Annotated in this window: 12 protein-coding genes; 8 read left to right on the plus strand and 4 right to left on the minus strand. The window is 59.9% G+C overall.

Translation table 11 applies throughout. The features are described 5' to 3' along the window. Positions 1–91: 91 nt before the first annotated feature. From relA to ACR52_RS03995, 3 genes are all read left to right on the plus strand, one after another. Positions 92–2,335, plus strand: coding sequence for a GTP diphosphokinase (gene relA, locus ACR52_RS03985; protein WP_048720749.1), 2,244 nt, complete (start codon positions 92–94; stop codon positions 2,333–2,335). 141 nt (positions 2,336–2,476) lie between these two features. Continuing rightward, positions 2,477–3,310 (plus strand): nucleoside triphosphate pyrophosphohydrolase, encoded by an 834-nt coding sequence (mazG, locus tag ACR52_RS03990; RefSeq protein WP_048720751.1) that lies wholly within the window; start codon positions 2,477–2,479, stop codon positions 3,308–3,310. Between the two features lie 25 nt (positions 3,311–3,335). Beyond that, positions 3,336–3,881 (plus strand): DUF2058 domain-containing protein, encoded by a 546-nt coding sequence (locus ACR52_RS03995; RefSeq protein WP_048720753.1) that lies wholly within the window; start codon positions 3,336–3,338, stop codon positions 3,879–3,881. Positions 3,882–4,046: 165 nt separating this feature from the next. Here the strand turns inward: ACR52_RS03995 and ACR52_RS04000 are convergent, their stop codons facing one another. From ACR52_RS04000 to purM, 4 genes are all read right to left on the minus strand, one after another. After that, on the minus strand, positions 4,047–4,235 hold the full coding sequence (locus tag ACR52_RS04000; protein WP_017845315.1) for a hypothetical protein: 189 nt from the start codon (positions 4,233–4,235) through the stop codon (positions 4,047–4,049). 410 nt (positions 4,236–4,645) lie between these two features. Continuing rightward, on the minus strand, positions 4,646–5,359 hold the full coding sequence (locus tag ACR52_RS04005; RefSeq protein WP_048720755.1) for a DUF3108 domain-containing protein: 714 nt from the start codon (positions 5,357–5,359) through the stop codon (positions 4,646–4,648). A gap of 8 nt (positions 5,360–5,367) precedes the next feature. Further along, the gene (gene purN / locus ACR52_RS04010) at positions 5,368–6,018 is read right to left on the minus strand and encodes a phosphoribosylglycinamide formyltransferase (protein WP_048720757.1); all 651 of its coding nucleotides are present in this window, start codon (positions 6,016–6,018) and stop codon (positions 5,368–5,370) included. After that, positions 6,018–7,076 (minus strand): phosphoribosylformylglycinamidine cyclo-ligase, encoded by a 1,059-nt coding sequence (gene purM / locus ACR52_RS04015; RefSeq protein WP_048720761.1) that lies wholly within the window; start codon positions 7,074–7,076, stop codon positions 6,018–6,020. The genes purN and purM overlap by 1 nt, the downstream gene beginning before the upstream one ends. A 355-nt stretch (positions 7,077–7,431) precedes the next feature. On the opposite strand from purM, the gene ACR52_RS04020 reads away from it, so the two are divergent. The 5 genes from ACR52_RS04020 to ACR52_RS04040 all read left to right on the plus strand — a co-directional run bounded on the left by ACR52_RS04020 (position 7,432) and on the right by ACR52_RS04040 (position 12,046). Then, positions 7,432–8,472, plus strand: coding sequence for a DUF2066 domain-containing protein (locus ACR52_RS04020; protein ID WP_048720763.1), 1,041 nt, complete (start codon positions 7,432–7,434; stop codon positions 8,470–8,472). Between the two features lie 53 nt (positions 8,473–8,525). Continuing rightward, positions 8,526–9,599, plus strand: a complete 1,074-nt coding sequence (locus ACR52_RS04025) for an AI-2E family transporter (RefSeq protein WP_048720765.1) — start codon at positions 8,526–8,528, stop codon at positions 9,597–9,599. A 203-nt stretch (positions 9,600–9,802) separates the two neighbouring features. Beyond that, complete coding sequence (gene hda, locus ACR52_RS04030) at positions 9,803–10,507, plus strand: DnaA regulatory inactivator Hda (protein ID WP_027603798.1); 705 nt, start codon at positions 9,803–9,805, stop codon at positions 10,505–10,507. A 213-nt stretch (positions 10,508–10,720) separates the two neighbouring features. Beyond that, positions 10,721–11,365 carry a C40 family peptidase gene (locus tag ACR52_RS04035; RefSeq protein ID WP_048720768.1) on the plus strand — a complete coding sequence of 215 codons (645 nt, stop codon included), beginning with the start codon at positions 10,721–10,723 and terminating at the stop codon, positions 11,363–11,365. 144 nt (positions 11,366–11,509) lie between these two features. Next, positions 11,510–12,046 carry a C40 family peptidase gene (locus tag ACR52_RS04040; RefSeq protein ID WP_048720770.1) on the plus strand — a complete coding sequence of 179 codons (537 nt, stop codon included), beginning with the start codon at positions 11,510–11,512 and terminating at the stop codon, positions 12,044–12,046. The last annotated feature ends 119 nt before the right edge of the window (positions 12,047–12,165 follow it).

A 12,165-nucleotide genomic window follows, 5' to 3' on the forward strand; every position in this document is an offset into this window, starting at 1 on the left:
TGCCAGGGAGTGTGTTCAAGCTTTAGTGATAAAGCAGGTCAGCGATGATTTTTTGGCGCATCAAAGGTGCGTCGTAGGGAAGGTAAGCAAGATGGTACAGGTGAGAGCACACCAGCCGATCAACACCGACGGTAGTATCAATCTCGAGGCATGGCTGGATCATGCCGTCAGTGTCGACCCGGCACTGGACCGTGAAGCCTTGAAAGCAGCCTGCGAGTTCGCTCGTGAGTCTGAACAGCAAGACAATGCGGCCAAGAACCTGTGGGCGGAGGGCACTTCAAGCTTTCGTACCGGGTTGGAAATCGCCGAGATCCTTGCTGATCTCAAGCTGGACCAGGATTCGCTGATCGCCGCCGTGCTCTATCGCGGCGTGCGTGAAGGGCACATCCCGTTGGACACCGTTGGCCAGCGCTTCGGCGCCGTGGTGGCCAAGCTGATCGACGGCGTGCTGCGCATGGCGGCCATCAGTGCCAGCCTCAGCCCGCGCCAGTCGATGGTGCTGGGCACCCAAGGCCAGTTGGAAAACCTGCGCAAGATGCTGGTGGCGATGGTCGACGACGTGCGCGTCGCGCTGATCAAGCTGGCCGAACGCACCTGCGCGATCCGTGCGGTTAAGACCGCTGACGACGAGAAACGCAACCGCGTCGCCCGCGAAGTCTTCGACATCTACGCGCCGCTGGCGCACCGCCTGGGTATCGGCCATATCAAGTGGGAGCTGGAGGACCTGTCCTTCCGCTACCTCGAACCCGATCAATACAAACAGATTGCCACGCTGCTGCACGAGCGGCGGCTCGACCGTGAGCGCTTCATCAGCGACGTGATGGGCCAACTGCGTTCCGAGTTGCAGGCCACCGGTGTCGACGCCGACATCAGCGGCCGTGCCAAACACATCTACTCCATCTGGCGCAAAATGCAGCGCAAGGGCCTGGCCTTCAGCCAGATCTACGACGTGCGCGCCGTACGGGTGCTGGTGCCGGAAATGCGCGACTGCTACACCGCGCTTGGCATCGTCCACACCCTGTGGCGGCACATCCCCAAGGAATTCGACGACTACATCGCCAACCCCAAGGAAAACGGCTATCGCTCGCTGCACACCGCAGTGATCGGCCCCGAGGGCAAGGTGCTGGAAGTGCAGATCCGCACCCACGCCATGCACGAAGAGGCGGAGCTGGGGGTTTGCGCGCACTGGCGCTACAAGGGCACCGACGTCAAGGCCGGGTCCAACCAGTACGAAGAGAAAATCTCCTGGCTGCGCCAAGTGCTGGAGTGGCACGAAGAACTCGGCGACATCGGCGGCCTGGCGGACCAGTTGCGGGTGGATATCGAGCCGGATCGCGTCTACATATTTACCCCCGACGGCCACGCTATCGACTTGCCGAAGGGCTCTACGCCGCTGGATTTTGCCTACCGCGTGCACACCGAAATCGGCCACAACTGCCGGGGCGCCAAGATCAACGGGCGCATTGTGCCGCTCAACTACAGCCTGCAGACCGGTGAACAGGTCGAGATCATCACCAGCAAGCACGGTACGCCGAGCCGCGACTGGCTGAACCCGAACCTGGGCTACATCACCACCTCGCGGGCACGGGCTAAAATCGTCCACTGGTTCAAGCTGCAGGCGCGCGACCAGAACGTCGCCGCCGGCAAGACCTTGCTCGAGCGCGAACTGGGGCGCCTGGGCCTGCCTCAGGTGGACTTCGACAAGCTGGCCGAAAAGGCCAACATGAAGATTGCCGAAGACATGTTTGCCGCCCTCGGGGCCGGCGACCTGCGCCTGGCGCAACTGGTCAACCTGGCCCAGCAACTGGTTGAGCCGGAGCGCGGCAGCGAACAGCTGGAGCTGATTCCACGCAAAGCCATCGGCTACAAGCCCGGCAAGCGCGGCGATATCCAGATCCAGGGCGTGGGCAACCTGATGACGCAAATGGCCGGTTGCTGCCAGCCGTTGCCGGGCGACGCCATCGTCGGTTACATCACCCAGGGCCGTGGGGTGAGCATTCACCGCCAGGACTGCGCGTCGGTGCTGCAACTGGGCGGGCGTGAGCCGGAGCGGATCATCCAGGTCAGCTGGGGCCCGGTGCCGGTGCTCACCTATCCGGTGGACATCATTATTCGTGCCTACGACCGTTCCGGCTTGCTGCGTGACGTCTCGCAAGTGCTGCTCAATGAGCGGATCAACGTGCTGGCGGTCAACACCCGCTCGAACAAGGAGGACAACACTGCGTTGATGTCTCTGACCATCGAGATTCCGGGGCTGGATGCGCTGGGGCGGTTGCTGGGACGGATTTCCCAGTTGCCGAACATCATCGAGACCCGGCGTAATCGCACGCCATGATGCGGTCAAAAATGTGGGAGGGGGCTTGCTCCCGATAGCAGTGCTTCAGTCAGCAGATGTGTCAACTGACAGACGGCTATCGGGAGCAAGCCCCCTCCCACATTTGATCTGCGGCACGCCAATTTAGTCGGACCCACAACGATGTATTCACTTGAAGACCTGCTGCACCTGATGAACCGCCTGCGGGACCCGCAATACGGGTGCCCGTGGGACATCAAGCAAACCTACGCGAGCATCGTCCCGCACACCCTGGAAGAGGCCTACGAAGTCGCCGACGCCATTGAGCGCGGCGACTTTGATCACCTGCAGGGTGAGTTGGGCGACCTGTTGTTTCAAGTCGTGTATTACAGCCAGTTGGCACGGGAAGAAGGGCGGTTCGAATTTGCCGGGGTGGTCGACAGCATCACCCGCAAGCTGATTCGTCGCCATCCTCATGTGTTCCCGACGGGCGATCTGTATGCGCCGCTGGACATCCCGCAACTGAGCGAGGAGCAGGTCAAGGAACGCTGGGAGCAGATCAAGGCCGAGGAGCGTGCAGAAAAGGCCTCCGCGCCGGAGCAGCTTTCCCTGCTGGACGATGTGCCCACCGCCTTGCCGTCCTTGTCCCGTGCCGCCAAATTGCAAAAGCGCGCCAGCCAGGTCGGTTTTGATTGGCCGGCTGCCTTGCCGGTGGTGGATAACGTGCGCGAAGAGTTGGATGAAGTGCTCGAAGCCATGGCCGATAACGACTCAGTGGCCATTGCCGATGAGGTCGGTGACCTGCTGTTTGCGGCGGTCAACCTGGCCCGTCATCTCAAGGTTGACCCGGAAACTGCCTTGCGCGGCGCCAATGCCAAATTCGAACGACGTTTCCGATTTATCGAACAGGCATTGCGCGATACCCACCGTCCCATAGAAGATTGCACCCTCGAAGAGTTGGACGCCCTGTGGGGCGAAGCCAAACGTCAGGAAAAGAACATGTCCAGCTGCGGTTGAGCGGCTGCCTAAGTGAGTAAGCACCATGAGCATTTCCCTTCGTGACCAGTTGCTAAAAGCAGGCCTGGTCAACCAAAAGCAGGCCAAGCAGGTCGGCAAGGACAAGCAAAAGCAGCAGCGTCTGGTGCATAAAGGCCAGGCAGAGGCTGATGACTCCCAGGCCCGACTGGCCATTGCAGCGCACGCCGAGAAGGTCAAGCGCGACCAGGAGCTGAACCGCCAGCAGCAGGAAAAAGCCGAGGCCAAGGCCCGCACGGCCCAGGTCAAGCAATTGATCGAGACCTCGCGCCTGCCCAAGCTGACCACCGAGGACTACTACAACTTCGTGGATGACAAGAAGGTCAAGCGCCTGTCGGTCAACACGCTGATGCGCAACAAGCTGAGCAACGGCTCCCTGGCGATCGTGCATCACGGCGGTAGCTACGAGGTGATCCCGCGCGAGGCGGCGCTGAAGATCCAGGAGCGCGCACCGGAGCGTATCGTGCAGCTCAATATCCTCACCGAAAGCCAGGTGCCGGATGAGGACGATCCGTATGCGGCCTACCAAATCCCGGATGACCTGATGTGGTAAGGCTGTAGAAACAAATTGTGGCGAGGGGGCTTGTTGTGGCGAGCAGGCTTGCCCTGTGTTGGGCTGCGAAGCAAACCCAAAAAATTACAAACCCCGCTCAAGAGGCGGGGTTTGTGTTTTCAGGCATCGGGCTGCGTGGGCCTTGTACCTGAATCCTGCAAATATTCAGGAGCTTTGTGCCTGGCGTTTCATCTCAAGGGTTTCGAGCTCGTTTTTATAATTATGAGCGTCACTCTCGTTGTGAAACATGCCGACCAGCAGGTCTTGTTGATGTACATCCCAGATGTGAATCCCATGGCCCAGTGCTTCGTGGGACATATGCTCGTCGTCGCGCTCAGTTACTTTTACAGTCATCTGCTTGCTCCAATCTCTGGTGGGTCTGCGGCAAGTCGTCGCAGGCTTTTGTTATATGTTTTGTTAGCTTGCTACGTAAACTGCTTTTGCGTGCAACAATTAGTTGCAGGAAACGCAACAGTCTCGCAGGCCACGTAAACCGCGACATTGCGTCGCAGGCGCCTGAGTTTTATGACAAAAGTTTCATGTTTGCGCAGGGCTTTGATCGTTCCCACGCTGATTGATCGTTGATCGTTCCCACGCTCCGCGTGGGAATGCATCCCGTGACGCTCCGCGTCATCCGTGCGCAAGATTTTCCCCTGCGTTGACTGCGGGAGCGTCCCAGGCGGCATTCCCACGCAGGGCGTAGGAACGAGCGGGCGAAAAAAAGCCCCGCATTCAGCGAGGCTCTTTTCAGCACATCAACGCAATCAGCTGCCCTTGATGGCTTTGCCGTCAACGGTACCGTCCAGCAGCATGATGTTGTATTCCTTGCCGTCGGTTTCCACCTGACGCAGGGCTACCAGGATGCCACCCAGGTCCTTGGCGAACCACATCTGGGTGATGCGCTTGCTTTGAGTCGGGTCACGTACGCGCTCAACCTTGATCGCGTCAATGGCGCCCACCTTGGTCTGGACTTTTTCCGGGCCGATCACGCGGAAGTCGTAGGTGTCGACGTCAGTGCCTTCCACCACGTTGTAGCTCATGCTCTTTTTGCCGGCAGCGACATCACGCTGCAGCGCCAACTGGTAGGTCGACTTGTCGAGCATGCCGCTTTGCAGGGCTACGTTGACCGGGTCTTTGTTCTCAAAGCCGGTGACTTTCTTGGCCGTCTGGTCGAAGTCCAGGTTGATCTTCTTCGCCTTGCCGAGGCCGCCGCGTTCGAAGCTGTAGCTCACGGGCTGCAGGGCATCTTTGTCGAAGCGGATCACACTGGTTTCAGTGAGGCTGGCAATCATCATGGAAGCCTTGAAGTTCAAGGTCCAGGTGCCGTTGTCACTCTTGGTCAGGCTGCGTTCAGCCGAACCACTCATCGGCAACTGTTTCCAGTCAGCGGTGTAGCTGGCGGAGAAAGGGTGAAGTTCTGCTGCTTGCACGGCAGGCAAAGCGAATAGCGCAAAAGCGAAGAGCAGGGCGCGACGCATAAAATCTCCTAGGTTCGAATCAAGTGGCCGCTGGCCGCAAGTAACTGACCGTCCAATAATGCACCCTGTTCACCGAGAATCAACCGCCCCTCGGCAAACCAGCGGACAGCCAGCGGGTAAATCTTGTGTTCCTGGGTGTGAACCCGTTGCGCAAGCGTCTGCGCCGAGTCGTCAGACTCTACCGGAACCACTGCCTGTACGACCAGAGGCCCGCCATCGAGTTCCTCGGTGACGAAGTGCACGCTGCAGCCATGCTCGCTGTCGCTGGCCTCGAGCGCGCGCTGGTGGGTGTGCATGCCTTTGTACTTGGGCAACAGGGAAGGGTGGATATTGAGCAGGCGTCCTTCGTAGTGCCGTACAAAATCAGCGCTGAGAATGCGCATGAAGCCGGCAAGGACCACGAGTTTGGGATGGAAGGCGTCGATCAGTTCGATCAAGGCGCTGTCGAAGGCCTCGCGACCTTCGAAAGCCTTGTGATCCAGAGAGCGGGTGTCGATACCCGCGTCCCTGGCGCGTTGCAGGCCGTAGGCGTCGCTGCGGTTGGAGATCACCGCAGCGATGCGCACCGGGCTGTCGCCGGTGCGCGTGCTGTCGATCAAAGCCTGCAAGTTACTGCCGGTGCCGGAAAGTAGCACCACGACATCACAGGTCTGAGACATTAATGAGCCTTGAGGTTCTTCAGCTCAACTTGAGCCGCGCCTTCGGCAGCGGTAGCGATCTGGCCGATGACCCAAGGCTGCTCACCGGCTTCACGCAGGACGTTCAGCGCGGTTTCAACGTGCTCTTGAGCCACGCAGATAACCATGCCGACGCCGCAGTTCAGCACGCGGTGCATCTCGGTTTCGTCGACGTTGCCTTTCTCTTGCAGCCAGTCGAATACCGCAGGACGCTGCCAGCTGGCCACGTCGACAATCGCCTGGGCGCCTTTTGGCAGTACACGCGGGATGTTATCCAGCAGGCCGCCGCCGGTGATGTGGGCCATGGCTTTGACCGCGCCAGTGTCCTTGATCAGTTTGAGCAGTGGCTTGACGTAGATGCGCGTCGGGGCCATCAGCAGGTCGCTCAGCGGCTTGCCGTCCAACTGGGTGTTCTCGATGTCGGCGCCGGACAGTTCGATGATCTTGCGGATCAGCGAGTAGCCGTTGGAATGCGGGCCGGACGATGGCAGGGCGAGCAGGGCGTCGCCGGCAGCCACTTTGGAACCGTCGATGATCTCGGCCTTTTCTACAACACCGACGCAGAAGCCGGCCAGGTCGTAGTCTTCGCCTTCGTACATACCTGGCATTTCAGCGGTTTCGCCGCCAACCAGGGAGCAACCCGACAGTTCGCAGCCAGCGCCGATACCGGTCACTACTTGGGCAGCGGTGTCCACGTTCAGCTTGCCGGTGGCGTAGTAGTCGAGGAAGAACAGCGGCTCGGCGCCGCACACCACCAGGTCGTTGACGCACATGGCGACCAGGTCGATGCCGATGGTGTCGTGCTTGTTCAGGTTCAGCGCAAGGCGCAGCTTGGTGCCGACGCCGTCGGTGCCGGAGACCAGCACCGGCTGTTTGTAGCCGGCCGGGATTTCGCAGAGGGCGCCAAAACCGCCCAGGCCGCCCATGACTTCGGGGCGCGCAGTGCGCTTGGCGACGCTCTTGATGCGTTCGACCAATGCTTCACCGGCGTCGATGTCTACACCGGCGTCCTTGTAGCTCAGGGAGGGTTGCTTGCTCATGATCCAGGCCTTTAGGGGGGATTCAGGGGTAACGACCGAGTGGGCGAGGGCGTTTGTGAAAAAGCCCAGCCGTTGACGGTCTGCGAAGGCGCGCGATTTTATCAGGCTTGAGGGGCAGCGGCCATCCTCGGGCCGACGGGCAGGGCCATATAGGTTAAAAAGCGCGTTAAAAAAATGCTAATCGGGTCTGCTCTGGCACGTATTAAGGTATAGCCTTTAAGCCGCTAGCGTTATGACAGTAGGAAAACTTACCAAGGCCCTGTGAATGTTTTACCGGTCGCTGTGGTCACAGCCTTGCCAAACCGGGTTCACGCGGTCTGTTCCAGCCGCTAAATTTGTCGTTCGGGAATCTTCCATGCGTCTGTGTAAATTCTTTTTTGTAGGCTGTTTGTCGTTGGTCAGCCTGGCGAGTCATGCCGAAACCCTCAATGGCCTTTATCAAGTACTTGAACCGGTCAGCAGTCAGTCCCCGCAAGAGCGCGACCAAGCCACCCAGCGTGCCGTGCAAACCCTGGTGATTCGCCTGACCGGCGACGCCAAGGCCGCCGACGGCCCGGGCCTGGCGGCCATTCGCAAGGACCCGCAACAAATCATCAGCCAGTACGGTTACGACGCCGGCCCGCCGGAAAGCCTGCAAGTGGATTTCGATCCGGTCAGCACCGATCGCGCCCTGCGTGACGCGGGCCTATCGATCTGGGGCAGCAATCGGCCGTCGATTCTCGGCTGGTGGCTGAACGACTCCACCGACGGCAGCAGCCTGGTGGGCGACGGCCAGGCTGTTGCCCAATCGCTGCGCCGGGCGGCGCAACACCGCGGCCTGCCGTTGCGCTTGCCGCTGGGTGACCTGGACGAACAGGTCGTCGCCACCGCGCCTAATCTGGAAAGCGCAGACGCTACACCGCTGCGCGCCGCCTCCGAACGTTATGGTGCCGACGCCTTGCTCGCGGTGCACGCGCGCCAGGAAGGTAACCAGTGGCAAGCCAAATGGCGCCTGTGGCTGGGCGACAAGAGCGAGCAGGGCACTGCGCAAGGTGCCGACACGGCCGCCGTGGCGGATGCCGTGTTGCTGGCTGTCAGCCAAAAACTGGCGCCACGCTTTGCGGTCAAGCCTGGTGTGAGTACCGAGCAATTGCTCGAAGTACAAGGCATGAACCTGGAGCGTTATGCCGCGCTGGGGCACCTGCTGGAACCATTCGGTGGCCAGCCACAGCGTGTGGATGGCGATCGCATTGTGTATCGCGTCAACGGCAGTGCCGAACAGCTGCGTACCCAGTTGAGCCTGGCCAAGTTGCAGGAGGTCCCGGCAGGCGAAGCGCCGGTTCAGCAACCCGTGGCAGATGGCTCTCAGCCGGCTGCGGCCCCTGAACCTCAGGCGCAACTGCGTTTTCGTTGGTAAATGTTCTTCCTCCTTATATAGAGGCGGGAAGCAAATAACAGATGGAGTGGTTTATGGCGGATGCGCGTCGTTGGGTGTGGCTTGGCGGGATTGTCCTGCTGTGCGTGTTTGTGTTCTTGCTGCATTCGATCCTGACGCCGTTCCTGGTCGCGTTGCTGCTCGCCTATCTGTTCGATCCCGTGGTGGATCGCCTGGAAAAAGCCGGCCTGTCGCGGACCTTGGGTGTGGTGGCGGTGTTCGCATTGTTCACGTTGATCATCACGGCGCTGGTGCTGGTGCTGGTGCCGATGCTGGCCAAGCAACTGTTTCGCCTCTATGAGCTGGCGCCGCAAATGCTCGACTGGCTGCAGCACACGGCAATGCCGTGGGCCCAGGCAAAACTCGGGTTGTCGGACGGCTTCTGGAAATTCGACAAGGTCAAGGCGGCAATCAGCGAACACATGGGGCAGACCACCGATATCGTCGGCGTGATCCTCAGTCAGGCCACCGCTTCCAGCCTGGCGCTGATCGGCTGGCTGACCAACCTGGTGCTGATCCCGGTGGTGGCGTTCTACCTGCTGCGCGATTGGGACGTCATGATGGCCAAGATCCGCAGCCTGCTGCCGCGTAACCGTGAGGAGCGCATCGTCTCGCTGGCCGGAGAGTGCCATGAGGTGCTGGGTGCGTTCGTACGGGGTCAGTTGTTGGTCATGCTGGCCTTGGGGATCATCTACGCCGGCGGGTTAATGGCGATCGGCCTGGAGCTGGGCCTGTTGATTGGCTTGATCGCCGGCCTGGCCGCGATTGTGCCGTACATGGGCTTTGTGATCGGTATCGGTGCGGCGTTGGTGGCCGGGCTGTTCCAGTTTGGCGGCGACCTGTACCCGATGTTGGGGATTCTCGCGGTATTCATGGTGGGCCAGGCCCTGGAAGGCATGGTGCTGACGCCGTTGCTGGTGGGCGACCGGATTGGCCTGCACCCGGTGGCGGTGATCTTTGCGATTTTGGCGGGTGGTGAGCTGTTCGGCTTTACCGGCATCCTGCTGGCACTGCCTGTCGCGGCGGTGATCATGGTGCTGGTGCGCCATGTGCACGATCTGTACAAGGATTCGGATGTGTATACGGGTGTCGAAGACCCCGATCTGTAATCGTGTTGTCACAAACCCGGCCCAGGCCGGGTTTGTTGTTTCTGGGGCTGCTGCGTCAAACAATTTGCGCAAAATCCGCAAGTTAACGCAAACCTTTGATTTTGCTTGGGGTCTGCTGCATTGTGCGCCCAGCGTCACGGGTATAAACTTTGCAAACTTTTCACAGAGGCCACTAACGGTTCGATGGGAGCCGTTCAGTCAGCATGAAACCGATTCAGCTGCCCTTAGGTGTGCGTCTGCGTGACGACGCCACCTTTATCAATTACTACCCAGGCGCCAATGCCGCTGCACTCGGCTATGTCGAGCGGCTCTGCGAAGCCGACGCCGGGTGGACTGAAAGCCTGATCTATCTGTGGGGCAAGCATGGCGTGGGGCGTACCCACCTGTTGCAGGCCGCGTGCCTGCGCTTCGAGCAAATGGGCGAGCCGGCGGTTTACCTGCCATTGGCCGAGTTGATGGATCGCGGTATCGGGATCTTTGACAACCTTGAGCAATACGAGCTGGTGTGCCTCGACGACTTGCAGGCAGTCGCCGGCAAGGCAGATTGGGAAGAGGCGCTGTTTCACCTGTTCAACCGCCTGCGTGACAGCGGCCGGCGCCTGCTGATCGCCGCGTCGACCTCGCCGCGAGAGTTGCCGGTCAAGCTGGCGGACCTCAAGTCGCGCCTGACCCTGGCGCTGATCTTCCAGATGCGCCCACTCTCCGACGAAGACAAATTGCGCGCCCTGCAATTGCGCGCGTCCCGCCGCGGCCTGCACCTCACCGACGAGGTGGGGCATTTTATCCTCACCCGTGGCACCCGCAGCATGAGCGCGTTGTTCGATTTGCTCGAGCAGCTTGATCAAGCCTCCTTGCAGGCCCAGCGCAAGCTGACCATTCCCTTCCTCAAGGAAACCCTCGGCTGGTAGCCAGCCCTTTGTTTACGGGGCCTTTGGCAAATTTCAGGCGCCAGAAAACCCGCGTTAAGGCCGGTTTGGCCACGCAAAAGGGACATATAGGGTGTTAAGGGCTTAGATGTCATAGTCCAAACAAGAAGTCACACAGTTCACGATTGAATTTGCAAATCGATGTGATAGTGGGCATAGTCTCGACTTCTTTACATATCAGCCACGGTCGTGCCCATGCTAAATCGCTTCGCACCCCTCGTGCCTCTCGCACTCGTTACCCTGTTGTTTGGTTGCGCCTCCCACCCTCAACAGGTGGCTGAGCAGCAAAAACCTCAGGTTCAAAGTCAGGCGAAATTCGTTGCTGCACAGTCTTCCACTGTTTATGAGGAAGCTCTTTATAAAGAAGAGCAAGCAACCGAAAAAGAACTGGCCGCATTTGCCGGCAGCAAGCCTTACCAGCTTCCCGTTCTGGCCGACAGTATCCTCGAACGCGGCATGTCCCTGATCGGTACTCGTTACCGTTTCGGCGGTACCTCCGAAGCCGGTTTCGACTGCAGCGGTTTCATCGGCTATCTGTTTCGTGAAGAAGCTGGCATGAACCTGCCACGCTCCACTCGCGAAATGATCAACGTAAAAGCACCGTTGGTCGCGCGCAACAACCTCAAGCCCGGTGATCTGCTTTTCTTCAGTACTGCAGGTCGTGGTCGTGTCAGTCACGCCGGTATCTACTTGGGCGATAACCAGTTTATCCACTCCAGCAGCCGTCGCAGTGGCGGTGTTCGAGTCGACAGCCTGGGCGACAGCTACTGGAGCAAAACCTTCATCGAAGCCAAGCGCGCACTCGCCATGGCCCCGACTACGGTTACCGCTAGCAAGTAAACTTAAAGTGATACTTGAAGTTTGACGTGTAAGCGCTAGAATCCCTGGACATTGTTGTAATCCGTTCGCGCGAGCTTTGCTTGCGCGTTCTGGTTTTCAACGTTCGGCAGCGAAAGCCGCATCCAGACCAGGATTGTTCTGCACATGTCGACCTCAGCCCGCCTGATCCTTATCCTCTGCGCCGCGCTTATCAGCGCCTGCGCAAGCCGGCCGCCGCCCGCTCCCGTTGCGGTCAAGCCCAAGCCGGTGTTCAACTATTCCACTCAGAATTTCTCGCCTGCAGCCGAAGACGTGCTCTTCCGCGCGCTGGGCCTGGTCGGCACGCCTTATCGCTGGGGCGGCAACACGCCGGACTCAGGTTTTGATTGCAGCGGCCTGATCGGGTTTGTCTACCGCGACGCCGCCGGCATCTCGCTGCCGCGCACCACCCGCGAACTGATCGTAATGCGCGCCCAAGACGTCAGCGAAGCGAACCTGCAAACCGGTGACCTGCTGTTCTTTGCTACCGGTGGTGGCTCGCAGGTCAGCCACGCCGGGATCTACGTGGGCGAGGGCCGCTTCGTACATGCACCGCAAACCGGCGGTACGGTGAAGCTGGATACCTTGTCCAAGGCGTATTGGCAGAATGCCTACCTGAGTGCCAAGCGTGTGTTGCCAGGGAGCCTGGCGCGCAACCCCTAGGTTGCATCGTTCGCGTACTCCGCGTGGGAATACATCCTGTGACGCTCTGCGTCACGACCTTTAAAGCGGACGCAGAGCGTCCCTGGCGGCATTCCCACGCAGAGCGTGGGAATGATCAC

The sequence above is a fragment of the Pseudomonas fildesensis genome (assembly GCF_001050345.1).
Classification (GTDB): Bacteria; Pseudomonadota; Gammaproteobacteria; order Pseudomonadales; family Pseudomonadaceae; genus Aquipseudomonas; species Aquipseudomonas fildesensis.